Origin of the sequence: Acinetobacter sp. CIP 102136 (genome assembly GCF_000369685.1) — a bacterium.
GTDB classification, from domain to species: Bacteria; Pseudomonadota; Gammaproteobacteria; order Pseudomonadales; family Moraxellaceae; genus Acinetobacter; species Acinetobacter fasciculus.
The window spans coordinates 505,967-531,839 of the sequence record NZ_KB850140.1 but is presented as its reverse complement, the minus strand read 5'-3'; the positions used below and the strand labels follow the sequence as shown (position 1 = coordinate 531,839).

The following is a 25,873-nucleotide window of genomic DNA, read 5'->3' as shown; positions in this document are numbered from 1 at the left end:
TAAGTCACCATTCCCCAATAATTTTAATTTTATTGTGTATTTCGTAATGGTATCAGTTGCATGCGTTTACCCACTGACTGTGCCCCCTGTCCTAATAAAATACCGTAATGCGTGGCATTGGTCATGACATGTTTCACATAATCTCGGGTTTCAAGTAAAGGAATACTTTCAGTATATTGATCTGCGGCCATTCCCTGAAATTCTGGCTGCCAGCGACGGGCACGGTTTGGTCCGGCATTATAGCCTGCTGTTGCCAGAACTGGACTATTGCTGAGCTGACGCTGAATGGTAGATAAATAGAATGTTCCGTAGCGAATATTGGTATTCATATCGGTGAGTGCTGCCGGATTATAAGCCTCACCCATTTGACGCGCCACCAACTTGGCCGTATCCGGCATAATCTGCATTAGACCACCCGCCCCGACATGTGAACGTGCGACGGTATTGAAACGACTTTCTTGACGCATCAAACCATAGGCCCAGGCCGGATCAATCCCCGCATTGCGACTATGGCTGACCACGTAATTCTGATGTGGCATTGGAAAACGATAATTGTAGTTATGTTTGTTCGCGGTACGGTCGGCAGCATAAATGGCCCGATCATGCCAACCCATGTCCATGGCACGCTTTGCCGCAGCCAGCAACAGGTCATCATCTTTCTTTAGATAAGCCTGACGTACTGCCCAGTTCCATTCACGGTTAATGTAGTTCTCTGGGGCGCTGATATTACGTAAAGTGAAAGCACGGCGGAAATGAATATCCTGATTCAAGCGCTGCATAGCCTGATTGGATGGCTGTGCCGGGGTTGGTGTACTCGCGGTCACCTGCCCCAGCTTGTCGCGTGCCAAAAGATTGTGATAGTCATCTCCGGTCGCCAGCTTACGATAAATACTTTCTGCTGCCTGCTTGGAAGCACGGTCAGCACGTTGTTCACTAGCACGAGCCAGCCAATATTGCCAGCGATCTTCCTGCTTCTGGTTGACGCTCATGCTGTCAATCGCACGAATCAGGCTTTCCCAGGCACTAAAACGAATCGCCTGACGCGCATAAATCTCGGCTTCTTCCGGGCTAAATGGCAGACCATAGCTGGCATCTAGCGCATTTAACACTTCCCGGTTGAAGTTGTTTTTCATGACTGTGGTACCACCGATATAACCGACAGCACGATATAAGGCGCGTTGTACCTGTACTGGTGTACCTTCCGCGGTCCGCTTGACGATAGACAAAGCTGAGTCCAAATCGCTATCGGCCAGACGTCCCAGCGCATAAATCAGATAGGCATGCTCTGCCGCAGTACTTTTAGGCGCAGACCACAAATAATTAGTGGGATTGGCCTGAATCGAATTCAGTTGTGCCAGAGACAGATTTAGACCAATGCCTTGCGCTGTCGCAATAGCCTGACCTGACTGACCGGCACGCAATTGTACCCAAAGTCGCTGTTGGCGGTCTTCTGCCGTCATTAAAGGGCTAGAAAGCATCATTCGACCAAGTCCAGTACAAGAATCCGGTTGGCTATTGGTGGTTAGCCAGACCTCTTTAAACTCGGCATAAACCAGCTCATCACCGGCTTTGGCACGAACTTGTGCTACGGCACAGGCTTCAGCTGGATCAGCATTGGTCACATAAGGCAATACCGGTTGAGCCGTGGTGAAATCTGCCATTTTGACTTTTTCTTCGACATAGTCCGCTGCCAGCTTTTCAGCCATCGCAGATTGCGGGTAGCGCTGAGCAAAACTGACAATTTGGCTGGCAGGTTGCAAGGCAAGATTCTGGTTTAAAATCCAGTATTCCGGATAATAGCCTAAAGCATCATTCTGCATGGACAGGCGATATTGTTGTAATAATTCAGTATTACCTGCATTGGCCGCACGTAAGGCATCGTTAAATTGCTCTTCAGCTGCATATGTACTTGCTGAACAGATACACGCCACACTTAACGTAATTAATTTATAGTATTTATACATAATTTTAGTGTGTTTCAACATCCCTTTGCCTTCTATCATCGGTTTTGTGCTTTGCCCATGTTGCATATCATAAGAGCTAGTTTGAAGATTATAACCAACTCTATTGTTCAGTTATGTAACCTTATGATTAAGCAATATTAATCTACAGACAATTTTTGCCCATAAATCAATATTTTTCCACAGTTAATTTGAACTATAAGTTTAAGCGACTTTCCTGCTAAAATATGCGCCTTTCCAAGATTTCAGTCCGTGAATTGAATTTTTATTCACCTGTTTGATGTATCAATCAGGCTGTTCGTTCACTCTTTCAACGTATTACCTTGTAGGAGCCTACATGACGGTTCAAACCTTCATTCCGAATGGTGCCCCAGCTGCCTCAGAAAACACTGTTACCCAGCCAGCGCACACCCCAGCCAGCGATGCTTCAGTCAAAAAACTGTACATCGAAACGCAAGGGTGTCAGATGAATGAGTACGACAGTCACCGTATGGCAGACCTGTTAGGCGATTCTCATGGCTATGTGCTGACCACCGATCCTAAAGATGCCGATATTCTGCTGATGAATACCTGCTCGATCCGTGAAAAAGCCCAAGAGAAAGTATTCTCCGAGCTGGGTCGCTGGCGCAAGCTTAAAGATAAAAATCCTGACCTGATTATTGGTGTTGGTGGTTGTGTGGCTTCTCAGGAAGGCGACAACATCCAGAAACGTGCCAATTATGTCGATATGATTTTTGGTCCACAAACCCTGCACCGTTTGCCGCAAATGCTGGATCAGCATTTTGAGCAGATCGAAAAGCCGAAAAAAGAAAAAATCAAACTGGTGGATATTTCCTTCCCCGATATCGAGAAATTCGACTTTCTGCCAGAACCGCGTGTTGAAGGCTATAAAGCTTTTGTCTCGATCATGGAAGGCTGTTCCAAATACTGTTCTTTCTGCGTGGTGCCGTATACGCGTGGTGAAGAAGTTTCTCGTCCACTAGATGATGTCCTGGCTGAAATTGCAGGTCTGGCAGAAAAAGGCGTGCGTGAAATTTCGCTGTTGGGTCAGAACGTAAATGGCTACCGGGGTGAAACCTTCGAAGGCAATATCTGTACTTTTGCCGATTTGCTGCGTTTGGTTGCAGACATTCCGGGTATTGGCCGTATTCGCTATACCACCTCGCATCCCCTGGAATTTAATGATGACCTGATCCAGTGCTATCGTGACCTGCCACAAATGGTTTCACATCTGCATCTGCCGGTACAAAGCGGTTCCAATGATGTGTTACAAGCGATGAAGCGTAACCACACCATTGATGTCTATATCGAAAAGATTAAAAAGTTACGTGCAGTTCGCCCTGACATGCACCTATCTTCAGATTTTATCATTGGCTTCCCGGGTGAAACAGATGAAAACTTTGAAGAGACTTATCAGTTTATTCAGGATCTGGATTTCGACCATTCTTATAGTTTCATCTATTCAAAACGTCCGGGTACGCCTGCGGCAGAACTGGAAGATACGATCTCTGAAGATATCAAAAAAGAACGTCTGGCCAAAGTTCAGCAATGGATTAAGCGTTCAAGCATTGACAAGACGGATGCCATGCTCGGGACCATCCAGCGTGTACTGATCGAAAAAGTTTCTGATAAAGATCCGAATATTCTGGTCGGTACGGCGGACAATACCCGTTATGTTAACTTTATTGGTGACCCTGCCTGGGTAGGCCGCTTTGCCGAGATTGAAATTACCGAAATTAAAACTTTGAATTTAGTTTATGGTGAGCTCTTGAATCTTGAGCCTGACGTGGCGTAATGTAGAGCATATAACGCACACTTCATAAGGAACACTCTTGACTGCAGCGATTCGACGTACAGTAGCTTTTCCTGGAATTTCGATGGACCGTATACAAGCCATGTTAGGTGCCTATAACGGCCATTTGAAGCAAATTGAACAACGTTTAGACGTCAAAATCTCCCATCGTGGAGAAAGTTTTATTATTGATGGTGGAATCGATGCCGTTGAGAGAGCCGAAATGCTCTTGCAACGTCTTCATGAAGAATCTGAACATAGTCAGCAGATTAGTGCAGATACTTTACATCTGATGATTCAGGGCAGCCAGACTGACCGTGAACTTCAGCAAGATCTGGATGATCAGGAACATACGGGGCTGGACAATGTCTGGCTGCAAACCCGTAAAGGCCGGATCAACCCGCGTGGTGCCAACCAGAAACGCTATGTACAGCGCATTCTGCAAAGTGATATTTCTTTTGGTATTGGCCCTGCCGGTACAGGTAAAACCTATCTTGCCGTTGCAGCTGCAGTGGATATGCTGGAGCGCAATGAAATCCAGCGCATTCTGCTGGTTCGTCCTGCGGTTGAAGCCGGTGAAAAACTCGGTTTCCTGCCGGGAGATTTAACCCAGAAAATCGATCCTTATTTACGTCCCTTGTATGACGCGCTGTATGAAATGCTTGGCTTTGAAAAAGTGGCCAAGCTGATCGAACGTCAGGTGATTGAAGTGGCTCCGCTTGCTTATATGCGTGGCCGTACCTTGAATCATTCTTTCGTGATTCTGGATGAAGCGCAGAATACCACCCCAGAACAGATGAAGATGTTCCTGACCCGCCTAGGTTTTGGTTCACGTGCCGTGATTACCGGCGACGTAACTCAGGTAGATTTACCGCGTGGTCAGCAATCCGGTCTGTCACATGCCTTGCGTGTGATTGATAAAATTCCTGAAATTCATATCACCCGTTTCCATTCGCGTGATGTGGTACGTCATCAACTGGTACAGAAAATTGTTGAAGCCTATGAAGGCTGGGACAGTGAACAGCAGCGTTTAAGTGCTGAAGCACGTGCCGAACGAAAAGCACGTCAAGATGCCTTGATCGCTGAAAATGATGCTGCGGCCGACGCACAGCATTAAGCTTTAAACTTAAGGATTTGTGTTGAAACTTAGTCTTTCCTTACAACAGGACTTTCAGTCGCCTGAACTGGTGCTGAAACGTGCCTATATTAAAAAAGTTGTAGAAACCACTTTACGTCATATCGGCACTCAAAGTAATTGCGAAATCGGAATTGCCTGTGTCGACAATGACGAAAGTCATAAACTGAATCTGGAATATCGCGGCAAAGACAAACCGACCAATGTCCTGTCTTTCCCGAGTGAACTTCCAGATGAAATGGCACAGTTTCTGGATGCATTTCCCATTGGCGATCTGGTGATTTGCATACCTGTGGTACTGGCTGAAGCGCTTGAACAGCAGAAAGTACCATTGACGCATTTCACCCATATGCTGGTACATGGTACTTTGCATTTAATGGGATATGACCATGAAACCTCGGATGAAGATGCTGAAGAAATGGAAGGCATTGAAATCGAAACTCTGGCCAAGCTGGGCTTTGAAAATCCTTATCTGGAACAAAACTAAAATTTCTTCATAAAAAAAGCGGGCCAAGGCTCGCTTTTTTTTATTGAAAGTTGCCCTCCCTCTAACTCCCTCCCAGAGGGAGGGAGAACATTCATTAGAATCCTATGATTGTTAAACATTATAGATATAGTTCCCTCTCCTTATTAGGAGTGGGTTAGGGAGAGGTCTTGGTAAATATCAACTTTAACGCACTTCAAACTCCGCTTCTGCCGGGTCAAAACGCCAGGTACGAATCACTCGCAGTTCGGAAATTTCTTTCATTTTACTGTCGAAAGCACCAAATGGTGCTGCCTTACGCACGGAGGATTTAGCTGCTTCATCCAACATGGCATGTCCTGAACTGTCAATCAGTCGAATGGCACGAATCCCCCCATTCTGATTCAGGATCACCATCAAACGCACTTCACCTGCCAGATTCTGCTGCTTGGCTGCTTCCGGATAGTAGCGGTTGCCATAAAATTCCACTTTTTCACGGAACTTTTCCAGATAGGCGGCCGAAACATCCTGCTTGGACTGAATCCCATCTACAGTCTTAATTTTTTGCTGACGACTGAAATTTTGCTGATGCTGTAAATATTGCGCTTCCAGACTGGCGACCATGGCCGCTTTGGCCTGAAACTGGCTCTGTAATTGCTCCTGCATTTTTTTACGCTGATTTTCTTCCGCCTGCTTTTGCCAGCTCAAGGTGGTCATCAGGACTTTTTCTTCAAAACTGAGTTCCTGTTGCTGTTGCAGCATATCCAGACTTTCTTGCAGTTCTTCGCCTGCATGTTGCTCCATTAACGGCGATGGCATATCACTCGACATGCGATGAGCTTCTCTAAACTGGCCGGAACCCTGCTGGTCCGTTTGGGCCAGAAAATCAGCATGCTCAATTTTTTCATCAGTCTGGCGCAAGCTGACCGCGATTTCTTTGGTACTGGTATCCCGATCTTGCGGCATACCAAATTCCAGGGTCAGCACGATTAAATGCATAATGCCTGCGGCAAGCACCGCACTGCTAAACACTGGATCTTTCCACCAAGTTCTGACCAGAGGCATGAGTATCATCGTTTTTTCACATTCGCCCAAACTCAATACTGAGTTCAGCTCCCCAAAAAAGTATTTGAAAGATTAAAAATAAACGGATTCGTCATTTATCTTTTTAAAATGCCAAATCCATCAAATCTTCAACGTTACATAACTAAAACTATAAAAATGGTGCTATTTATTTTGCTAAACTTCAAGCATGAACGCTTGTATTTTTCATACAATTCGACAAGATACATCCCGAGTCAAAAATAAAGTTGCCAGGACGCTTCAGTATGCAAACGCTAATTTCCAATATTTCCAACCGAATCCGCCAATTGTATCAGAGGGCGGAAGGATTTATTGAAGATGAGCGTGAATTTCCCTTATCGCAAGTCTTCCTGAATGCAACCTTTCAGCGCTTTGTCACAGACAATGTCGATGCATTAAAAGACTTACATGCAGATTTACACGAAGACTGGCTGCGTTTGTATGCAACACTGGATTATAAAGGCCTGATTGTCACTTTATCGGTTGATTTGAAACTGGTACAGATGGAATTGAATAAAACCACCCAGTTGATCGTGTTCGAGCAAATTAGTGATACTCAGCTGATTGAAGCCAAATATCCGAATATGCTGTATAAACTTGGCGTGCGTTTTGGCCTGTTCTTCTATCAACGTGTCTTGAATAAAGATCCTTTGGGAATGATTCTGGAAAAACTGGGTGTGATTAAAGTCATCGATGACTTGCTCTATCTGGATTTAAATCGCTGGTTAGGTAAAAGCCGATCTGTCATTGATACCTTGGGCAAAGTCCATGTCAATCATGCAGTACTTCGTGAAGCCGAACTGGTGGTGATTGGCAACGTCAATCTGGCCGCCCTGTTTAGAAAACTCTCCCAAGATCAGGAAGAGAACTGGGATGAAGACGAAATGGATGACAACCGGGTCACCCCCATCAAACAGAAAGATCCTTCTTAAATCATGCTGAACGTAGTTTTTGAACAAAAGTTCCATAAAACTACATGAAATATACATTTTTGGCAGAAATATCCCTTCAATTTCCATATTTTGCCCAAATAATAAAGGGTGCAATAAGTGATATGTTTTGCTTGTTTTTAACCAATATAGGAAAATAACTGATGGCGAAGACTGTATTCAAAACTTTAGTGATGACCACGGGTCTGAGCAGCGCGATACTGTTCACTGGTATTTCTAGCCAGGCTTTTGCCATGACTCCTTTCCAGGCCAGTTATCAATTTAGCTATAATGGTAAGAATATGGGTTCTGCAACGCGGACTTTAAGTAAATCTGGTAATAACTGGACTTATGTCTTTGCTGCAAAAGCCGGGGGGATTGCCTCTGCAACCGAAACCAGCCGCTTTACTTTTAATAATGGCAAGATCGGCTCAAGCAGTTTCAGTCGCAGTAGTAAAGTACTGGTGCATAACAACACCATGAGTATTAATTTCAATCCTTCCAGTAAAAGCATCAGTACCAAGAAAGACGATGAAAAACGTTCTTTTGCCTGGAGAGCAGATGTTCTGGATGAGTTGAATGCGGAATTGCAGATCCGTGAAGATTTAAAAAATTCAGGCCTGAAAGCAAATTACTACATCGCTGATGCTAAAGAAGTTGAAGGCCGCAAGTTTGTCAAACAGGGTTCAGAGACTATAAGTACCAAATACGGATCTTTTAATACCATTAAAGTGGTGATGAAACATAGCAAACCAGGTCGTGAAACCATTTTCTGGCTGGCACCAAAACTTGACTATCTTCCAGTCAAAGTTTCGCATGTCGACAAGAAAACCTCCTATGGTTTACTGTTAACTGACTATAAAGGTGCAAGCAACTAAGTTTTTGGCGAATTTCACTTGATTTTTTCCGGGTGCTTTTTACAATACGCTTTTGCTTGAAAAAGCACCTGCTCTTGAGGATTCTCCCGTGCATGCACTAGAACAGAAAATCTTGGCTGAAGGCATCGTCCTCTCTGAAGAAGTTTTGAAAGTAGACTCTTTCTTAAACCATCAGATTGATCCAGTCATGATGCAACTGATTGGTCAAGAATTTGCGCGTCTGTTTAAGGATGCTGGTATTACCAAAATTATTACGATTGAAGCATCAGGTATTGCACCTGCCGTAATGGCCGGCCTAGAGCTTGGCGTACCGGTGATCTTTGCACGTAAATACCAGTCTCTGACCCTGAAAGATGATTTATATCGTTCTAAAGTCTTTTCATTTACCAAACAAACTGAAAGCACGATCGCGATTTCAAATAAACACATCAGCTCAACCGACAAGGTTTTAGTGATCGATGATTTCTTGGCTAATGGTCAAGCAGCTTTAGGTCTTGCAGACCTGATCCACCAGGCAAATGCAGAAGTAGTCGGTATTGGCATTGTGATTGAAAAATCATTCCAGCCAGGTCGTGACCTGCTGCTTGAAAAAGGCTACCGTGTGGAATCACTGGCACGCGTAAAGTCTTTGACAAATGGCACAGTTGAATTTGTTCGCGACTAAGCTCGCCAATGAATTTTAAAAGAGCGCTGATGCGCTCTTTTTTATTGTGTTTTTCTGATGATATAAATTTAAAATATCCAAAACTCGGCTATAGCTCAGCCTAAATTCTTATTTATTCTTCCAGATTTGATCCTAGATAAATGGCTTAATCTTAAGCTCCAGGCTATTCAATTTCTGAAATAAGGAGTGTCAAACAATAAGTAATTTTTTATCCGATGAATAAACAACAATTTATGTGGATGTTATTATAAAATAAAGAGGCCTAACTATCTGCCAATAGTTAGGCCTGTGTTTACCTCGAAAAAAAGAGTTTATTTAACAGTCACAGTGATACTACCGCTATTCACAGCACCGATAGCGGTAGTTGTGATGCTGTTGTTAATAGCAGTTTGAGTTCCTTCTGAAATAGCACTTACAGATGCATCAATAGCACCCGCATTATAGGCAATATTCGCTACACTATAATTGCTTAAAGTTTCATTGATTTCCTCACTATAGTCAGTACTCAGTGTCGAACTTATAACTTCCGAGATATCTGAACTATCCGAAACCTCTGATAGCTCCTCTAGAGTTTCAGAATTATTAGTTGCACTGGTTACTGCACTGTAGTCGTAGTTATCCGTGGCATCTGATATGTCTGATACCACCTTATTGTAGCTACCCTGCTCAATACTGATACTACCTGTATTCGCGGCACCAATCGCAGTAGTTTCAATTGTACCTTCAATTGAACTAATGGCCTCTGGTGCTTCTCTTGTAGCTTCTGCAATTGCTTCTAAATCAACGCTTGCATCAACATCACCTGTATTCACTGCAAGATTCAAAGCAGAACCATTTTCAACCTGCTGAGAAATAGAATCCAAGGTAGCTTGCAAGCCTGTATCTACGGTGACGTCAGTAGGTGTTTCATCTCCTTGGGCATATGCCATACCTGCGCTAGACAGAAAGGCGACGGATAAAGCGATTGTTTTGATCGTGTTTTTCATCGTTGTTCTTCCTACTTTTGTTTTGAAGTACCTCTCGCTAAGTACTCCTTCTTATAATGGGAGCGAGCCCATTTTTAAATATTTTTAATCACGCTGGGTGCTAGACCAGTAATTTTCGACCACCTCAGGATTGGCCTCCCATAGCGTTGTGGTTTTTTCATCTTCTTGTTCTTTATCAGCCTTTTCTTGAGTATCTTTTTCTTCATTCTTTTCATTTGAAGAAGGTGGATGCTGCTTCTTGCTAATATATTTAATCAAGTCCTGTTTGCTCATTTCAGGCTCTGCTTCAGGGTTTTGAATCACCTCGGACTCTTTCTGTTTTGGCGGTTTCGTATCTTTGCTCGGTGAGTTGGTTGACTTATTTTTTTCATTAGATGAGTCTGCCTGGCTTGAGACTGACTCCTGAACAGCACTGCTTGAAGCTGTATTATTTTGTTGCTGGTTTTTCTTGTATTTATGCAGTGCAACAGAACTTCGGGTTAAGTTCAATTGACCGAACTCTGGCGGTATCTGTGCACGACAGCTTTCAAATACGGCGGGTGGGACAACCTGACTCAGCAATTCAAAAGTGGCCAGATTCAACATTTGTCGCAAGGCAAAGTTAGTTGCCTCGCGTTCTCCTTTTCCAATCTGAATGTTTAAGAGTGTACGACCAGCGAATCTGCCTGCACTTAAGCCATAATCCTGTGCAGCGATTTGTTTCTGCAATGAAACATTGCCCACGACTTTACTGCTGCGGGTATCTGTCAGAGATAAATCCAGACCGACCATAATCCGGGTTTGACTATAATTCGGGCCAACACCGGCGATCTGCATATCAAAACCACCACCCGGAATAAAATCCAGACTGTTAATACTGCCTGTCACATAATAATCAGAGGCCTGGATTTGTCTTGGATCACGAATGCCCCACTTGGCTTCGCTTTCGATAATCCGGGGATCACGCCGGTTCATTAAGCTCACCCCCGCCTGAAACAAGGCAGATTGCACCATATCTCCCGCACCTTGGGTCACCATTTTTCCGCTCCCCCCATTGGTCACCACATCCTTACCGGTTTGATCTAGAATTGCCCCCACAGAGAAACTCACATCATTACGTAATTGTCCTTTTAGGCAGGATAAAGCCATATCAAAAGGCGTAAAAATATCGGTAATAGGGGGGCCTTGTACCAGGCTAACTGGCTTCTGGTTTGAAGGTGCTAAACCTGTGCAGCCTGTTAAAAAAGAACTAAAAAGGACGGTGACACTTACGAAAGATATATTTCTTCTGGTCGAGGAGAAGTTCAGCATTGTGATTCTCCTGGTCTGTTACTCAAATTAAGACAGCGCTGAGGATTTTGATTGGTATTTGAATTGACTGGTGCTTCATTCAACAACTCACTCGTAATATCAATATTATTGTCTGTACCCTCTACATTGATATTATTGGTCGGGGTATTTACCGTACCGATGGAAGTGGTCGAAGTGCTATGAACGGTGGTTTTACCTAATCCAGAATAATAGTCGGACTCCTTAAGTTCGATTAGGTTCGCTTGAACTATATTCTCATTGGAACGGGCACTGGATGATTTCCAACGCTGAGTCCACTCATCAGAGGTGGCATAAGCGTTACTCAGAAAACATAAACCTAATAAACCCAGATTGATAACTAATATTCTCATAATCTTAATATCCTCTGATTTAAGATATTTATTTAATTTTTCGTTTAAGTAAGATTAAATTTATCTGAAAAATATTAAATCACATAAAATTATAAAATGTAGAAAATATCCCTATTCACATATTTTTTTGTTTTACTTAAAAATATAAATTATTGTTTTTATTAAATTAATATATATTTGTTTATTATTTGTGATTTGTAAGAAATCATTATATAAATTTTTTTTGAATATAAAATTCATCCAAAAAACTTGATTAAGATAATATATTTTTTATATTATCAATAATCAAAAATTTATCTAATAAAGATTAGAATTATTATACTTTTTATATTTTAAAAGTCGTAAATTTTTATTTTATTAGAACTTCTATTTAATAAGGATAAATGTCACACTTTATTTAAAATACAATTAATCAATCACAATAAAGATTACTTATAAAGAAACGCCAATATTCAGGTGTATTTTGGCTGAAAAATTTAAATAGCCCCGATAAGAACTCATTTGCATATTTTTCGACTTCCCTTCCTTTTTCATCTCGAATCCCAAAATAGTCTTTCTAAGAGCACAATATTTAGACTGATAAGAAAAGAACATTTCTGATGATCTTGAGATTTGCCATTTCCTCAATGACAGGTTAAGAATTGCGTTAATCAACCAAGAAGGCATATATTTACAGCTGAAATACAATGTTTTAGCGTGAACTCAACTAGAATCAAGTGAGTATGCAATGTTTCTGATTTGCGAATTCAAAACTTATCTAGTGTGTTGTTGTATGTTATGAATAAGTGCTGATCAGGGCACACATCCTATTCCCGACAAACCTAAAACAAGCACATCTCAATCCTTGATGGAACAATCTATGCAATGTCCTAAATGTGGCTCAGCTGATATCGAACAGCGCGATCATGAACAGAATTTAAAGAAAATTGGCGGCATTCTCATGAGTTCAGCGGGTGCAACTGCAGGGACTGTAGGTGGCGCTGCTTCGGGTGCATCGATTGGCGCTGCAATTGGTACAGTAGCCGGACCTTTAGGTGTGATTGTCGGCGGAACCGTAGGCACTTTTGTCGGTGCAATCAGTTTCGGAATTACCGGCGGTGTGGTCGGTAATTTTCTGGGGAAAAAAGCCGGGGTTTCTGTCGACCGTAATCTGTTTCAGGATTATCAATGTCTGAAATGCAAATACAGATTTAGTCAAAAAGATCAAAAAGATCAAAAAGATCAAAAAGATCAAAAAGATCAAAAAGATCAAAAAGATCAAAAAGATCAAAAAGAAGCCTAATAAAATTCAGGAAATGAAGTTCATCCTTCATTTCCTGTGAGTGTTTTTCAGACTCGATTGAGTTTCAGTACCACTTCACCTAAACGCTTGCCTTGTACTTCACACAGAATTTTTTCATCCGGACTCAAGCCCTGATCATGCCGTGGGCCGCTGACATGACTAGCACCATAAGGTGTGCCACCAGTTTTGGTATTCGAGAGTGCAGGTGTTGCGTTACTAAGCCCCATGATCATCATGCCATGATGGAACAACGGCGGCAGCATGGTCAGCAAAGTACTTTCCTGTCCACCATGCATGGAACCTGATGCCGTAAACACGCAAGCCGGTTTACCGTGTAGCGCTCCATTCAGCCACAGACTCGTAGTCTGATCCCAAAAATATTTCATTTCAGAAGCCATGTTACCAAAACGGGTCGGTGAACCGAGCGCCAGGCCAGCACACTGCGCCAGATCGTCCAGAGTACAGTAAATATCCCCTTCTGCCGGAATACTCGGTTCAGCGACTTTTACCATGCTGGATATATTTGGAACTGTCCTGATTTTTACTGCCACGCCTGTCGCTTCAATTCCATTGGCAATCAGATGCGCCATTTCTTTGGTTGAGCCATATTTGCTGTAATATAAAACAAGGACATAAGGTTGCATCATGGTTCTTAGTCATTACTTAAAAAAATAAAACTATACGATACTTTGCAAGTTTTTTGGTTAAGCTGATGGTGAAAATTCATGATGATTAAAAAAATTGAGATTGGATGCAGATGATTGTTAAGTATTTAAAGAAATTACCTTTCTATGAAAAACACTGGTTTCAATTTGTTTTATTTGTACTTCGACGCTTTGAAGCAGACCGCTGTCGCGAACAGGCAGGTTCCCTGACCTACACTACCCTGTTTGCGGTGGTGCCTATGCTGACGGTTTTTCTGGTAATTATCTCTTCCATTAAAGCGCTGGAACCTGCGCGGCAGCAATTGCAACAACTGATCTATAGTAATTTTTTACCCAAAACTACAATTGCCTTTGATAAGGCCCTGAATGCCTTTACCGATAAATCCAGCAATCTCACCATCATTGGTATTCTGTTCTTGTTTGTGACGACAGTATTGATGCTCAGCAGTATCGAAACGGTGTTTAACCGCATTTGGCGCGTGACTGAAACGCGGGGCGGAATTATGGGCTTTATGCGTTACTGGACCATCATTTCGCTCGGGCCGATTTTACTCGGCAGTGCATTTGTGATTTCTTCGACCGTGGCATCCATGAGCATTCTCAGCAATAACTTTGCCGGTTATGAGCTTGATGGCGCTTTTGTCCTCTGGGCGATTTCCTTTTCTTTGACTGTACTCGGATTTTTCATTTTGAACTGGACCATCCCGAATCGCAGTGTACCGCTTAAATCTGCCTTTATTGCCGGTCTATTTAGTGCCGTGGTGTTTGAGCTGCTGAAAAATCTGTTTGGCTATATCATGTCAAACTTTACCAGCTATGAGATCGTCTATGGTGCCTTCGCCGCCGTGCCGATTTTCCTGCTCTGGATTTATCTGTCGTGGATTATTGTGTTATTGGGGGTTGAAATCAGCTATGCCCTGACGGCGTTTGAATCTGGGCAGGACAATAAACGCCATCCCATCGTCATGCTGCTGGATCTGTTAGAATTATTTTATAAAAAGCAGAAAACTGGTGAAAGCATCAGTGAAGCCCAAGCACTTGAGGTCTTAGGCCGGGATGAAATTGGACGCTGGCCGAGCTATGTCGCCATGTTTGAAAAGCAGAATTTGATCAAACGTACCGATGAAAATGAATATGTGCTGGTTCGTGATCTGGATCAGGTCAGCTTCTGGAATTTTTATCTGCAATTACCCTATCCACTGCCACGCAAAAACCATCTCACCAATGCCCAGACTGATGACATCTGGATGCAAAATTTCTCACCTAGATTACAGGAAACCGATCAATATCTGGAAGAAAAACTCAATTTTCCATTGTCCGAACTGTTCCGACATAAATAAAAAAATCCTCTCGCTTGAGAGGATTTTTTTTAACTGATAGCGGTAGATTTCCAGCAGACTATAGCGCCTGCAGTCACCAAACCCGTCCCGATCCAAAAACTGAGTTCGGGTCTGACATCCAGAATCAGCATTGACATGACCGAAGAAAGAATCGGCATAAAATAGGTGGCTAAAATCAGCACCTTGATATTGCCGAACTGCATACTCTGATTCCAGTTACTATAGGCGATGCCAATCAGACTACCCACCACTGCAATTCCCAACCATAGCTTGAATGTGGGCATGATAAAAGGTTCGTTTAATCCTAAATGTAAGAACCATAAGCTAATTACAGCGACCAAAAAGAAAATCGGTACACCATTTTGTCCGCGGCCATAGGTCCTAGTTAGAACGCAGTAGCAAGGCCATAACAAAGCGCCGAGAAAGGCAAAGCCATAGGCCCAAGGATTTTCAGCTAAAGCCTGCATAAACTTCGGCAGATTAGTGATTTCTGGATTGACCACCAGCATCAGTCCCATTACGGCGAGCAGAAAGCCGGGAATCACCCAGAGGCGGGCCTGCAACTGCCGGGCAAAAATCGAAAAAACAATCATCAAGGGTGGCCACAGATAATTGATCATGGCAATCAGCATCACTTGTTCACGATTATCCGACCATGCCACGGCAACCAGAAATAGAATCTCATAAGCCACAAATAAAGCGCCACAACCGAACAGATAGCGCTTGGACATTTGCTTGATTTTTGGGAAACCCGTGAATGCCAAAATCGCCAGACTGCTACAACTATAAATTAAAGCAATCCCCTGCACTGCACTGGTGGATTCAGTAATCAGTTTCACTACAGCGACTAGACTGGCCCAGATCAGAATGGAAGACAGGCCAATCCAGGTCGCTAAATTTACAGACCAGTTTTTCATACTTGCTCTTGAATAGTTTTATTGATATTCGGTTTTTTCAGCCATCCCTGCAAACTCACCAGAATCACGCCCAGCATGACCATACAGGTACCAATAATAAAATTGATTTCGATATGTTCATCCAGAATCAGCACCCCGAACAGCATGCCGAATACAGGGGTCAAAAAGGAAAATACCCCCAACCGTGATGCCAGATAATGTTTCAGCATCCAGAACCAGATCAGATAACTGGCAAAGGAAATCAGTACGGTATGAAAAATCAGACTGGAAATAGACAACACCGTCCATTGAATAGCTGCTTGCCCAGTCAGAACAGCCAGAGACAATAACAGGATTCCACCCATCAATAATTGATAGAACAAAGTCTGGGTTGCAGGTGCTTCAGCCAGCCGGCTCAGACGTACACTGACTGTGGTGGCTGCCCAGAATACGCCGCCAAGCAAGGCCAGAAAATCTCCCCACAAGGCATCAGTCTGTAGACCTGACCCCGTTTGTGGACGTAACAGAAAACTGACTACAATTCCGCTAAAGGCAAGAAATATTCCGCCCCATTGCACAGCAGACAAACGCTCTGCCGGCAATTTCCAGTGCAAACCCAAAGCCACAAAAATCGGTGCGGTATAGAGTAAAACAATCGTATGCGAGGCTGAGGTATAACGCAGTGCCTCACCAATCAGATAGAATTCGGTTGCAAACAACACACCGACCAGCAATCCTGCAGGTAAATAGCGTGCATTCCACAGTTGACGGCGTACGCTTTGCTGAATCAAGGGATAAACCATCAGCGCAGACAAGGCTGAACGCAAGGCAATTTGCATCAGGGCTGAAATATCATTCGCGGCCCACTTCAGTACCACCTGTTGTAAACCCCACAACATACACAATACAAACATGATGGCAGATGCTTTGGCATCTAATGCCTGACGCTGGCTCACATACAGTCCTGTTACTCATTTGGAAGGTACACTATAAAAGTGTCAGAAATAAAAGATATACTTCAAAACAGACAAATGATGGTGTTATTCAGGCAATTTCGGTGATGCATAAAAAAATCCAAGCAGATTCAGCTTCGCTCAAGCAACTTCCGACCCATGATCTGATTAAAGCACCTCTGTGGATCAGCTTCAGGGAGGATCCTGCGCAATCTGTTTATCCGCTACATGGCCATGCCTGGGGAGAATTTGTCTATGCTTTTCATGGAGTGATGGAAGTGAATATTAATCATATAAATTATGTGACGCCTTCACCTCACGGCATCTGGCTCCCACCGAATTTAGAGCATCGTGGTCTGAACCGTACCGCAGTTTCTCATGGCACTCTGTATGTGCATGAATCACTTTGTAGCCAACTGCCCACTCAACCGGGCATCCTGCTCAGCGCCCCCTTGGTCACTGCTTTATTTACCCACCTGAAACAACTACATCAGCAAGACCATCCAGCATTCGAGGATTCAGCTGAATATCAACGTCTGCTACAGGTACTGCTCGATCAGCTCCAGCAAGCCCAACTGGTCAGCAGTTATCTACCGCATTCAGAACATGTACTGCTGAAACAGATTTTAGATTATTTACATCAGCATCCGGCAGATCAGAGCTCGCTGCGGCAACTGGCCGAACGCGTCAATTTAACCGAGCGGACGCTAGCGCGTTATAGTCAGAACGAACTGGGAATGTCACTGCATGAATGGTGGCAACGCCTGAAAGTGATGCAGGCCATGTCTTTATTAAATGCAGGTCATAGCGTTGAAAGCATCGCCTTTGATCTGGGCTATGCCAATGCCTCGGCATTTATCAACATGTTTAAACGCTGGATGGGAAGCACCCCAGATCAATTTCGCAAACGTTATACTGTTAATGATTAAAATTATGCCTATGAAAAAGGAGCCAATAGGCCATTGCTGTCCCACAATTTTTCACAAGAGGAAGCTCATTTGAGCTTCCTCTTGTTTTATGGGTATTTTATCGGGTGAAAATAAAGCTTTTAAAGTTCTTCTTTCAAACAAATTCACTTGAATTATTCTGAGTAAACGTTGAACTGTCCAACCTGTTTTCCCTAAATGTTGAGCGAAACTCACCAATAAATAGGCGATCATCGCAATCCAGATTTGTGTCTGAATTGCGTTCCTGCTGCGGCCTAGAAACGCTTTTAATTTGAGATTCTGCTTAATCGCCTTAAAGAACAGCTCAACTTTCCAACGATCTTTATAAATCGCCGCAATGGTGGAGGCGGCTAAATGAAAGTTATTGCTGAGAAAGCTAAAGTGCTTGCCACTTTGCTGATCTCTATATTCAATTCTTCTTAACACTGGGGCTTTTCTTTTTAGGGCATGTGCGCTATTCAGCTGAATGGTTTCATCTTTTAGAATACCTTTGGATTCAAGCACTGGATGTTGCTGGATCACCTGATACACAGATTTAGGCCTAAAACGTGTGACAAATCCAATGTTTTGAGCAGTCAGATTTGCATACCATTGGTAATCGACATAGCCTTTATCAAAAACTACAATGCTGCCAGCAGGAAACTGGAATTTGCGGCCTTGTACCATGTCATTTTCTTTGCCATTTTCAACTGCAACAAACTCAGGAATATCATTGCTGTGATTCAATCCTATGCTGAGTTTCATGCTGGCTTTTGAGTCGTGAACTTTGGCCCATTCACATAAGGAAAGCGACAGGTCAATATGACTGGCATCCAAGGAATACAAGGGATTCTTAAAGCGAAATTTATGAGCTACTTTTGAGTGTTCATAGTATTTAAGCAACTTGTAAAATAGCTGTTGATACAAGGCAGCAGGCTGCTGCTCATTGATTCGTGCCAGCGTGCTTCGGGGAATAGACTTTGCTCCGAGATGACTTAGCTTTTCCTGTTGGCACTCCAAATTGGATTGAATATCTCTCAGACTTTGTCTACAAGAGAATTGAGACATCAATATGGCAATAAACTGATCCCACCGGGAAGCCGCTCTAAATTTCTGTCCAACATGGTGTACTTTAGCAAGTTGTTCAAAATCCTGTCGCACAACAGGTTTAATTAGCTCATGAAATACGGTATTCTGATGTGACAAAACCTGAATCCTGGTCGTTAAAGTGTTTGTTTGCACTCATATTTTAACTGTTAGGACTCAGGTTTTTTTATTTAAAGCAAACTATGGGACAGCAGTGGCCAATAGGCTCCTTTGATTCAAAATCTTGGTTATTTCACAAAAGTCGTCCAGACATAATCCTGAGACTGCCCTTTGAGGGTCATTTTCAGTTGATCGCCTGAATGCAATGCTGCAACACCTGCCGGGGTACCGGTCATCACCACATCCCCTTCTTCCAAAGTAAAGACCTGACTGATGTCAGCCAGCAAGGTCGCAATATCAAAAATCAATAAAGCGGTATTACCTTTTTGACGCAGCTCATCATTGACTTGCAGTGTGTAATGCACATCTTTCCAGTCAGTGACTACATCGGCGACAGGCACCCAGTCCGACAACAGACAAGAACCATCAAAGGCTTTGGCACGTTCCCAAGGCTGGCCTTTTTTCTTGAGATCATCCTGTAAATCACGCAAAGTTAAGTCCAGACCTAAAGTCACCGCACCCACAGCTTCAAGTGCTTTCAGAGGATCGCTTTCTTTGCTTAAAGTCCGGTCAATACGCAAGCTGAGTTCACATTCATAATGACAATTGCCCCATTCCGGATTCCATTCAATGCCTGCTTCGAGCGAACTTAAGGCACTCGGTGGCTTGATAAACAATACCGGACGATCAGGGATCGCATTGCCGAGTTCTTTGGCATGATCGGCATAACTGCGACCCACACAAACGATTTTGGATGGACGTGTGCTCATGATCAAAACTTCCCTTTTCCTTTTATAGATATCTGAATTATTTTTTAAATGTATGCTCGAACATACTCTGTTCAGTGCCGTCCTTAAATGCACGCTTCGGCACAATAACCACGGTACGGTTTTTCAATTCCAGCATATAAGTCAGTTTACCAACAGCAAAATTCTGCACTTCGCTATATGGCACCAGCTTGCTACGATCATTGGTAAAAATTTCCGCATAGTCCTGATACAAATCAATACCCTGTTCGCTTTTACCAAACTGATATTTAACAAACTGGCGTTTAAACATCATCGGCAGGAACCAGTAACGCATGATGCCTTGCAGGATCAGGAAGAATGCACCCAAAGCCACGTAATAACGTCCAACGCCATCAAAGCCCATCGAGAAACCCCAGATGATGATCCCGATACTGACCAAAGGGGTCAGAAAACGTGAAATCTGCTTTTTGCCAAAAGTCGCCAGGGCAAAACCATCCTGAGATTCTTCTAAAGTCAGAAAATAACGGGTCGATAAAGTCGGTGCTGACTCAGTCATAGCATCACATCAAAAATAAAATCTTGCCCAATACTATACCAAAATATCCATAGCGCTTATGGCCTGTCGCATCAATTACATAACTTTGCTTTGGAAATACGTGCATTTGGTTTTAAATAAACAGCAATTAAAACAAAAAATACGCAACAGGATGTTGAATGAAAGGATTAAAGCAATGCATGCTCATCGGTGTTTGTTTGGCAGCTTCTGCTCCAGCACTGGCCAAAATCATTGCCTGGAATGCCGAACTGCCGAGCAGTCTGAGTGCTTATCAGGGCAATGCCCAGCAACTGGCAGAATTAACCGGCGAGCGGATTCTGATTTATGCGCATCCAACCAGTAAAACTCAGCTTCCCACCTTAAACAGTAATGCAGCCAGCAAGACACAGTTTTATAGTGCGGCTGTAGTATTGCCTGTGGCTGAAGCTCAGGTTGAAAAATTGCTGCAACATTATCCGAATTATGTCGGTCTGTTTCCGACCTTAAAGTCGGCCAAGGTGCTGGAGCAGCAGGGTTCGATTCAGCAGGTTAAATATCAGGTTCATATCCCGACCCCGATTCCAGTCTTGAACTTTAAAGAAACCGTAGTGATGCAGCATCATCTGGGTGAAAACAGCATCAGCACCTTAATTATTGATGCGCCAATTCTCTATGGTGCAGGAAAACTAGAGTGGTTTGCACTGGGTCCGCATAGAACGCTGGTGACTGTCACCCAATGGGGCGACCTGAACCAGCCCAAAGGCTTTTTATTCAGTAAAATCCTGAATGCGCTACCTGAAGCCAAACTCGGCATTCCGCCGAGTACCAATGCATTTCTGCTGGAAGCACTACAACAACGCTTTAAAATCGAGCATACAGCAGCACTAGCAACTCCGATTCCGCAACTTAGATTCAACCCTCAACAGCTACAAAAAATTGCCCAGATCAGCCAAAAGTCTGGTCAACCGGTCAGTTTCATTTTGCCGAACTATCAGATTAAAGAAGGAAAAGTCTCAGAAAATTTAAGATTTAGCAGCACCTATCAATATTTTGCGCATCCGGTCAAAAAATTGCGGCCATGGTTGGCTGCTGAAGCGACGCAGCAACTTTTCCCCCGGCAAATCAAGAAGGTCGAACTGAATCCGGTCAATACCCAGAATATAGATGCCAACTATAAGGTGTCGGTCGGTTTAGGGGGGATTCAGATTCCATTTAACTTCAAAATGCGTTTTTACCAGCCTGATTCCTTGCAAAACCAGTTCAATGCCAATGGCGGTGACTTAAAGTTTGTGAAAGGTGGCATGCGCTTATTGCCGCAGTCACAGGGTACCTTATTTCAAATTACCAGCAGCATGAAGATTCACGATCAGGCGCCGTTCTTATTAAGAGCCATGCGCAGCATACCCTATTACGATGTTTTACCTGCGGTAGGTGGCAATACCGTTTATGCACTGAAAGTGCAGCAGAAATTAAGATGAGCAGGAAGCAGAGAGTTATTGGTTTTTTATATGAAAAATAGTTAAAAATCACAGACGTAAAAAAACCGCATCAACGTGCGGTTTTTTCAGAATTCTTATCAAGATTGGTGCGCTCAGAGAGATTCGAACTCCCGACCCCTTAGTTCGTAGCCAAGTGCTCTATCCAGCTGAGCTATGAGCGCGACGTCTTGATGGGGTGCATTATACGAGCTTTTTCAGTCTTGTTAAGTGTTTTTTAATAAAATCACAACTGAATGTACAGTAATTAAACGATGTATCAAAATTTATAGTTTTCTACTGAAAACTTTTACGGATTTAGAGCTAAAAGCACTTAATTAATTCAACCAAGAAGCCGGATTTTCCAAAAAATTCCTGCACCACGCAATGGGTCAACTTTAAGTATTCTCAACCAAGTATCCAGCCAGAATAGAATTCAAATATAAAACGACCGTCACCCTTGTATTCTTTATCACTCGTCTATTGTTCCAGTCTTTACTTCTCCTGCCCTTTGATAATGCGTAAACACAATACCATTTGAGCTGGCCAGATGATCTATCAATTGAAAAGCGGCGGGTATTGATTCATGGCTAAACAGGCGTTTGCCAACACCGAGTATAATTGGAAAAGTCAGCAGACGAAGTTCGTCCACAAGCTCATATTTGAAAAGTATCTGTACCACTGCAGCACTACCATACACGCGAATATCCCCCTCTCCCGATGCTTTAAGATTGATTATCTCATCAATGCTTTTCAGAAAAAGGGTATTTTGCCAGTCGGAATGCTCCAGACTAGTAGAAAGAATATATTTATTGACGTCATTGATTCCCGGCCAGTCTTCAGTATGTGTGGGCCAGTAAGATTCAAAAATCTGAAAAGTATGTTTCCCTAAAAGAATATCGGAGGGCTGCATCCATTTTTGCATAATGACATCAAATGCCGGATCAGGTTCCGCATTAAAATACGGCGCCACCCAGCCACCATATTGAAAGCCACCAGATATATCTTCTTCTGGGCCGCCGGGCCCCTGCATCACGCCATCGAGGGTCAAAAACTCCTGGACAATGATTTTTCTCATCACGACTGCCTTTATTTTTATTCACTCGCCTGAGACTTATTTTTAGCATGTAATGTCTGGTGTTTCTGTAAATTTTAGGCACAAAAAAACCGCAACATGTGCGGTTAATTGTTCAAGTTGGTGCGCTCAGAGAGATTCGAACTCCCGACCCCTTAGTTCGTAGCCAAGTGCTCTATCCAGCTGAGCTATGAGCGCGTAACTTGTGTGCCTAGGTTGGCAATACGTTTTTTTGCTTAACTTACTTGGTGCGCTCAGAGAGATTCGAACTCCCGACCCCTTAGTTCGTAGCCAAGTGCTCTATCCAGCTGAGCTATGAGCGCGCGACATAAGTAAGCGTGGCGGTGAGAGAGGGATTCGAACCCTCGATACAGTTACCCGTATGCGTCCTTAGCAGGGACGTGGTTTCAGCCACTCACCCATCTCACCGTAACGTGCGGCCATAATACAAATTTCGGCATGGCACTGCAAGCGCAGCATCAAAAAAAAGTGCATATTTTTGCTCGTTTAAATACTTTTTAAGCAATTCCTCGATTTTTCGTGCATTTTGATGGCAAAAAAACTGCATAAATTTCCAGTTATCGAAAATTAACAGAAAATTGAAAACTTAAATGGATTATTGCAATCATTTACGTGCAGTCTGCGCACACATGTTTTATGCTAAACCTATCTCCTAAGATAAATTTAAAGACATGATGAAAAACTGGGTCGATCCTGAAGCAAAAGCTGAAGCCGAACGTTATGACAACCCTATCCCTAGCCGCACGCTCATTTTAGAAACCATCGAAAAGAACAATGCCCAGTCCCATGCAGACCTGGTCGAACATTTTGAAATTGCAGATCAAAAAAGTATTGATGCCCTGAGCCATCGTTTAATTGCGATGGTGCGTGACGGGCAACTGATGAAAGACGGCTACAAGTTTCAGATTGCCGTCGAGCAACCTGAATCCGAAGCGACGGTTTATATCAATTCCCGAGGGATGGGAACTGCCAACATTTCCGGCCAGGACGACCTATTATTGGCTGAGCGTGAACTGCGCCTGGTCTTTAATGGTGACCGCGTTAAAGTGCGTCAGACTTCGGTAGACCGTAAAGGTAAGGCCTGGGGCTACATTACGGAAGTTGTGCAGCATCGTGTCAAACAGATCATTGGTAAAGTGTCAGAGTATGATGGTGAATACTTTATCCAGCCAGCCAACCCGAATGCACATCAGCCAATTACCCTTGAAAAAGAACTGATTGAACATGCCCAAGTCAATCTGGGTGACTCGATTCGTGTGGCGATTGATACCTATCCGACCCGTGAAGAATTCGCGACTGGGCATATTGTGCAGTCCATGGCAGACAAGGCCGATACTGAAATCATCATTCCACAAACCATTTTAGAATATGGTTTGCCTTATGAATTCCCGGAAGAAGTTGTTAAAGAAGCCGAGAGCTTTAAAGAACCAACGGCCAAAGACCATGAAGGTCGTGTGGATCTGCGTGATTTAGCCTTAGTTACTATTGACGGTGAAGATGCACGTGACTTTGATGATGCCGTTTATGCCGAAAAACGTCCCGGCGGTGGTTATCGTGTAGTCGTAGCCATTGCCGATGTCAGCCATTATGTGCGTCCAGGCAAACCGCTGGATGATGAAGCGCAGGAACGCGGGACGTCAGTCTACTTCCCGCACTTTGTTTTACCGATGCTGCCTGAAGCATTGTCGAATGGCCTGTGTTCGTTAAATCCGAATGTTGACCGCCTATGTATGGTCTGTGATTTAAAACTGTCACGTGCTGGCCGTGTTACCGGTTTTGAGTTCTATCCATCTGTTATGCATTCCAAGGCACGTTTGACCTATGATCAGGTCGCACGGTATCTGGAAGGTGACAGTCAAGCCATTACCGAAGACCGTGAAGTTCGCAAGTCGATCAACACCCTGTTCCAGCTTTATCAAGTTCTTAAAAGTTTACGTGCTGAACGCCATGCCATGGAATTTGAAACCGTCGAAACTTACATGACCTTCGACGAACTGGGCGGAATTAAAGAAATTTTGCCGCGTAGCCGTAATGATGCGCATAAGCTGATTGAAGAATGTATGTTGCTGGCCAACGTGGCAGCCGCAGAATATGCATTGAAAAATGAAATGCCAATGTTGTACCGTGTGCATGAGCCACCAGAGTTCTCACGTATCCAGAAAGTCCGTGACTTCGTCAAGCTGCTGGGTTTGAATTTCCCGGAACAGCCGACTCAGAAAGATTATCAGGCGGTGATTGAAGCGACCAAAGAACGGATTGATGCACCAAGTATTCATGCCGTGTTATTACGCTCCATGATGCAGGCTTACTATGGTGCGAGTAATGCAGGCCATTATGGTCTGGCTTATGAAGCCTATACACATTTCACTTCACCAATTCGCCGTTATCCGGATTTGTTATTGCATCGTGCAATCAAAGCACATTTAAATAACAAGCCATCTCCGCTTTCAGGCGGTGCTTTAGATGAAGCTGGTGACCATTTCTCTGCCACAGAACGTCGTGCAGATGAAGCGTCGCGCTCGGTGACGACCTGGTTGAAATGTCATTATATGCAGCAGCATCTGGGCGAAGAATTTGTCGGCATTATTAGTGCAACGGCAGAATTTGGCCTGTTTGTCACGTTAAAAGATCTGTATGTCGATGGTATGGTGCATGTCAGCCAGCTAGGTGATGACTTCTTTGTCTTTGATCAAAGCAGCCAGAATCTGATCGGCCAGAACCGTGGTCAGGTCTTTGGTCTGGGTGATGAAGTCAAAATCAAGGTTGCCGGTGTCAATCTGGAAGAACGTAAGATCGATTTTGAACTGGTGCAACAACTCAGTCATGCCGGCCGTGCAGTTCGTGCCCGTGCACCGCGCGTGAGTGAGAAAAAACCAGTATCACGTCCAGCAGCGACAGAAGAAGTGTTTGGCAATAATGAACGTGAATCTAAATCCAACTTGAGCGCCGATGGAGAACAACCCATACGACGCAAAAAAGGAAAAGGAAAACCCAGCTCTTACAGTAAAAAGTCTGCTAAACCATCTGCAGGAAAGTCTGAAGCAAAGGTTAAAGATAAAGTAAAGAAAAAGGCCAAGGTCAAAAAGAAAAAGTCGAATGCAAAAGCCAAGACTGAATAATTTTTGATGGTTTAAAAAGAGCGCTACGGCGCTCTTTTTTATTCATAATCAAGATACTAACTAGAAATAAAAAGGAATT

General features: G+C 43.5%; 23 protein-coding genes and 4 tRNA genes. 11 read left to right on the top strand and 16 right to left on the bottom strand.

Annotated elements, in window-relative coordinates; genetic code table 11:
- Positions 1 to 29 precede the first annotated feature (29 nt).
- Positions 30 to 1,964: a lytic transglycosylase domain-containing protein gene (locus tag F893_RS02810; protein WP_171066767.1), complete on the bottom strand. Its 1,935-nt coding sequence runs from the start codon at positions 1,962 to 1,964 to the stop codon at positions 30 to 32.
- 334 nt (positions 1,965 to 2,298) lie between these two features.
- On the opposite strand from F893_RS02810, the gene miaB reads away from it, so the two are divergent.
- The 3 genes from miaB to ybeY are packed head-to-tail and all read left to right on the top strand — an operon-like array spanning position 2,299 to position 5,375.
- Positions 2,299 to 3,756 (top strand): tRNA (N6-isopentenyl adenosine(37)-C2)-methylthiotransferase MiaB, encoded by a 1,458-nt coding sequence (gene miaB / locus F893_RS02805; RefSeq protein ID WP_005249941.1) that lies wholly within the window; start codon positions 2,299 to 2,301, stop codon positions 3,754 to 3,756.
- 37 nt (positions 3,757 to 3,793) lie between these two features.
- Complete coding sequence (locus F893_RS02800; protein WP_004732214.1) at positions 3,794 to 4,870, top strand: PhoH family protein; 1,077 nt, start codon at positions 3,794 to 3,796, stop codon at positions 4,868 to 4,870.
- 22 nt (positions 4,871 to 4,892) lie between these two features.
- Positions 4,893 to 5,375, top strand: coding sequence for an rRNA maturation RNase YbeY (ybeY, locus tag F893_RS02795; protein ID WP_005249939.1), 483 nt, complete (start codon positions 4,893 to 4,895; stop codon positions 5,373 to 5,375).
- A gap of 183 nt (positions 5,376 to 5,558) precedes the next feature.
- Here ybeY and F893_RS02790 read toward each other — a convergent pair whose 3' ends face one another.
- On the bottom strand, positions 5,559 to 6,416 hold the full coding sequence (locus F893_RS02790) for an energy transducer TonB (protein ID WP_171066762.1): 858 nt from the start codon (positions 6,414 to 6,416) through the stop codon (positions 5,559 to 5,561).
- Positions 6,417 to 6,679: 263 nt separating this feature from the next.
- Here F893_RS02790 and F893_RS02785 point away from each other — a divergent pair, with 263 nt between their 5' ends.
- From F893_RS02785 to F893_RS02775, 3 genes are all read left to right on the top strand, one after another.
- Positions 6,680 to 7,366, top strand: a complete 687-nt coding sequence (locus F893_RS02785; protein WP_005101141.1) for a hypothetical protein — start codon at positions 6,680 to 6,682, stop codon at positions 7,364 to 7,366.
- 161 nt (positions 7,367 to 7,527) lie between these two features.
- Positions 7,528 to 8,241, top strand: coding sequence for a DUF3108 domain-containing protein (locus F893_RS02780; RefSeq protein ID WP_004281439.1), 714 nt, complete (start codon positions 7,528 to 7,530; stop codon positions 8,239 to 8,241).
- A gap of 88 nt (positions 8,242 to 8,329) precedes the next feature.
- Positions 8,330 to 8,905, top strand: a complete 576-nt coding sequence (locus F893_RS02775; protein ID WP_004732222.1) for a xanthine phosphoribosyltransferase — start codon at positions 8,330 to 8,332, stop codon at positions 8,903 to 8,905.
- A gap of 311 nt (positions 8,906 to 9,216) precedes the next feature.
- Here the strand turns inward: F893_RS02775 and F893_RS02770 are convergent, their stop codons facing one another.
- The 3 genes from F893_RS02770 to F893_RS02760 form a co-directional block, all read right to left on the bottom strand.
- A complete protein-coding gene (locus F893_RS02770; RefSeq protein WP_005101144.1) occupies positions 9,217 to 9,891 on the bottom strand; it encodes a hypothetical protein in 675 nt (224 codons plus the stop codon).
- Between the two features lie 84 nt (positions 9,892 to 9,975).
- Complete coding sequence (locus F893_RS02765) at positions 9,976 to 11,181, bottom strand: CsgG/HfaB family protein (RefSeq protein ID WP_005101146.1); 1,206 nt, start codon at positions 11,179 to 11,181, stop codon at positions 9,976 to 9,978.
- Complete coding sequence (locus tag F893_RS02760) at positions 11,175 to 11,552, bottom strand: hypothetical protein (RefSeq protein ID WP_005249935.1); 378 nt, start codon at positions 11,550 to 11,552, stop codon at positions 11,175 to 11,177. The genes F893_RS02765 and F893_RS02760 overlap by 7 nt, the downstream gene beginning before the upstream one ends.
- Positions 11,553 to 12,399: 847 nt before the next feature.
- On the opposite strand from F893_RS02760, the gene F893_RS02750 reads away from it, so the two are divergent.
- Positions 12,400 to 12,834: a hypothetical protein gene (locus tag F893_RS02750; RefSeq protein ID WP_171066766.1), complete on the top strand. Its 435-nt coding sequence runs from the start codon at positions 12,400 to 12,402 to the stop codon at positions 12,832 to 12,834.
- A gap of 47 nt (positions 12,835 to 12,881) precedes the next feature.
- Here F893_RS02750 and wrbA read toward each other — a convergent pair whose 3' ends face one another.
- Positions 12,882 to 13,478 (bottom strand): NAD(P)H:quinone oxidoreductase, encoded by a 597-nt coding sequence (wrbA, locus tag F893_RS02745; protein WP_034435721.1) that lies wholly within the window; start codon positions 13,476 to 13,478, stop codon positions 12,882 to 12,884.
- Between the two features lie 113 nt (positions 13,479 to 13,591).
- Between wrbA and F893_RS02740 the strand changes: the two genes are divergently transcribed.
- The gene (locus F893_RS02740; RefSeq protein ID WP_004645086.1) at positions 13,592 to 14,839 is read left to right on the top strand and encodes a YihY family inner membrane protein; all 1,248 of its coding nucleotides are present in this window, start codon (positions 13,592 to 13,594) and stop codon (positions 14,837 to 14,839) included.
- A 29-nt stretch (positions 14,840 to 14,868) separates the two neighbouring features.
- Here F893_RS02740 and yddG read toward each other — a convergent pair whose 3' ends face one another.
- Together yddG and F893_RS02730 are read right to left on the bottom strand one after the other, a co-directional pair.
- Positions 14,869 to 15,756 carry an aromatic amino acid DMT transporter YddG gene (gene yddG, locus F893_RS02735; RefSeq protein ID WP_005101154.1) on the bottom strand — a complete coding sequence of 296 codons (888 nt, stop codon included), beginning with the start codon at positions 15,754 to 15,756 and terminating at the stop codon, positions 14,869 to 14,871.
- On the bottom strand, positions 15,753 to 16,691 hold the full coding sequence (locus F893_RS02730) for a DMT family transporter (RefSeq protein ID WP_005101156.1): 939 nt from the start codon (positions 16,689 to 16,691) through the stop codon (positions 15,753 to 15,755). The genes yddG and F893_RS02730 overlap by 4 nt, the downstream gene beginning before the upstream one ends.
- 104 nt (positions 16,692 to 16,795) lie before the next feature.
- Here F893_RS02730 and F893_RS02725 point away from each other — a divergent pair, with 104 nt between their 5' ends.
- Complete coding sequence (locus F893_RS02725) at positions 16,796 to 17,617, top strand: AraC family transcriptional regulator (protein WP_005249929.1); 822 nt, start codon at positions 16,796 to 16,798, stop codon at positions 17,615 to 17,617.
- Between the two features lie 51 nt (positions 17,618 to 17,668).
- Here the strand turns inward: F893_RS02725 and F893_RS02720 are convergent, their stop codons facing one another.
- The 3 genes from F893_RS02720 to F893_RS02710 all read right to left on the bottom strand — a co-directional run bounded on the left by F893_RS02720 (position 17,669) and on the right by F893_RS02710 (position 20,125).
- Positions 17,669 to 18,820, bottom strand: coding sequence for an IS4-like element ISAbe18 family transposase (locus F893_RS02720; RefSeq protein ID WP_004646736.1), 1,152 nt, complete (start codon positions 18,818 to 18,820; stop codon positions 17,669 to 17,671).
- A gap of 128 nt (positions 18,821 to 18,948) precedes the next feature.
- Complete coding sequence (locus F893_RS02715) at positions 18,949 to 19,590, bottom strand: fumarylacetoacetate hydrolase family protein (RefSeq protein ID WP_005101159.1); 642 nt, start codon at positions 19,588 to 19,590, stop codon at positions 18,949 to 18,951.
- 37 nt (positions 19,591 to 19,627) lie between these two features.
- Complete coding sequence (locus F893_RS02710; protein ID WP_004281456.1) at positions 19,628 to 20,125, bottom strand: YcxB family protein; 498 nt, start codon at positions 20,123 to 20,125, stop codon at positions 19,628 to 19,630.
- A 158-nt stretch (positions 20,126 to 20,283) separates the two neighbouring features.
- Here F893_RS02710 and F893_RS02705 point away from each other — a divergent pair, with 158 nt between their 5' ends.
- A complete protein-coding gene (locus F893_RS02705) occupies positions 20,284 to 21,582 on the top strand; it encodes an SRPBCC family protein (RefSeq protein WP_005249927.1) in 1,299 nt (432 codons plus the stop codon).
- A 105-nt stretch (positions 21,583 to 21,687) separates the two neighbouring features.
- Here F893_RS02705 and F893_RS02700 read toward each other — a convergent pair.
- The 5 genes from F893_RS02700 to F893_RS02680 all read right to left on the bottom strand — a co-directional run bounded on the left by F893_RS02700 (position 21,688) and on the right by F893_RS02680 (position 23,083).
- A tRNA-Arg gene (locus tag F893_RS02700) sits at positions 21,688 to 21,764 on the bottom strand.
- 287 nt (positions 21,765 to 22,051) lie between these two features.
- Entirely contained in the window at positions 22,052 to 22,657 is a 606-nt protein-coding gene (locus F893_RS02695) for a dihydrofolate reductase family protein (protein WP_005249926.1), read from the bottom strand.
- A 118-nt stretch (positions 22,658 to 22,775) separates the two neighbouring features.
- Positions 22,776 to 22,852, bottom strand: a tRNA-Arg gene (locus F893_RS02690).
- Between the two features lie 48 nt (positions 22,853 to 22,900).
- A tRNA-Arg gene (locus F893_RS02685) sits at positions 22,901 to 22,977 on the bottom strand.
- A 16-nt stretch (positions 22,978 to 22,993) separates the two neighbouring features.
- Positions 22,994 to 23,083, bottom strand: a tRNA-Ser gene (locus F893_RS02680).
- 263 nt (positions 23,084 to 23,346) lie between these two features.
- On the opposite strand from F893_RS02680, the gene rnr reads away from it, so the two are divergent.
- A complete protein-coding gene (gene rnr, locus F893_RS02675; protein ID WP_005249924.1) occupies positions 23,347 to 25,794 on the top strand; it encodes a ribonuclease R in 2,448 nt (815 codons plus the stop codon).
- The last annotated feature ends 79 nt before the right edge of the window (positions 25,795 to 25,873 follow it).

What these genes read in the sequence shown, in the direction of transcription:
- F893_RS02750 (WP_171066766.1), top strand. Translation starts at nt 12,400, where the DNA reads ATGGAACAATCTATGCAATGTCCTAAATGTGGCTCAGCTGATATCGAA.
- F893_RS02770 (WP_005101144.1), bottom strand. Translation starts at nt 9,891, where the DNA reads ATGAAAAACACGATCAAAACAATCGCTTTATCCGTCGCCTTTCTGTCT.
- F893_RS02760 (WP_005249935.1), bottom strand. Translation starts at nt 11,552, where the DNA reads ATGAGAATATTAGTTATCAATCTGGGTTTATTAGGTTTATGTTTTCTG.
- miaB (WP_005249941.1), top strand. Translation starts at nt 2,299, where the DNA reads ATGACGGTTCAAACCTTCATTCCGAATGGTGCCCCAGCTGCCTCAGAA.
- F893_RS02710 (WP_004281456.1), bottom strand. Translation starts at nt 20,125, where the DNA reads ATGACTGAGTCAGCACCGACTTTATCGACCCGTTATTTTCTGACTTTA.
- F893_RS02765 (WP_005101146.1), bottom strand. Translation starts at nt 11,181, where the DNA reads ATGCTGAACTTCTCCTCGACCAGAAGAAATATATCTTTCGTAAGTGTC.
- F893_RS02695 (WP_005249926.1), bottom strand. Translation starts at nt 22,657, where the DNA reads ATGAGAAAAATCATTGTCCAGGAGTTTTTGACCCTCGATGGCGTGATG.
- F893_RS02740 (WP_004645086.1), top strand. Translation starts at nt 13,592, where the DNA reads ATGATTGTTAAGTATTTAAAGAAATTACCTTTCTATGAAAAACACTGG.
- F893_RS02785 (WP_005101141.1), top strand. Translation starts at nt 6,680, where the DNA reads ATGCAAACGCTAATTTCCAATATTTCCAACCGAATCCGCCAATTGTAT.
- rnr (WP_005249924.1), top strand. Translation starts at nt 23,347, where the DNA reads ATGATGAAAAACTGGGTCGATCCTGAAGCAAAAGCTGAAGCCGAACGT.
- F893_RS02725 (WP_005249929.1), top strand. Translation starts at nt 16,796, where the DNA reads ATGCATAAAAAAATCCAAGCAGATTCAGCTTCGCTCAAGCAACTTCCG.
- F893_RS02790 (WP_171066762.1), bottom strand. Translation starts at nt 6,416, where the DNA reads ATGCCTCTGGTCAGAACTTGGTGGAAAGATCCAGTGTTTAGCAGTGCG.
- yddG (WP_005101154.1), bottom strand. Translation starts at nt 15,756, where the DNA reads ATGAAAAACTGGTCTGTAAATTTAGCGACCTGGATTGGCCTGTCTTCC.
- F893_RS02705 (WP_005249927.1), top strand. Translation starts at nt 20,284, where the DNA reads ATGAAAGGATTAAAGCAATGCATGCTCATCGGTGTTTGTTTGGCAGCT.
- wrbA (WP_034435721.1), bottom strand. Translation starts at nt 13,478, where the DNA reads ATGCAACCTTATGTCCTTGTTTTATATTACAGCAAATATGGCTCAACC.
- F893_RS02780 (WP_004281439.1), top strand. Translation starts at nt 7,528, where the DNA reads ATGGCGAAGACTGTATTCAAAACTTTAGTGATGACCACGGGTCTGAGC.
- F893_RS02715 (WP_005101159.1), bottom strand. Translation starts at nt 19,590, where the DNA reads ATGAGCACACGTCCATCCAAAATCGTTTGTGTGGGTCGCAGTTATGCC.
- F893_RS02810 (WP_171066767.1), bottom strand. Translation starts at nt 1,964, where the DNA reads ATGTATAAATACTATAAATTAATTACGTTAAGTGTGGCGTGTATCTGT.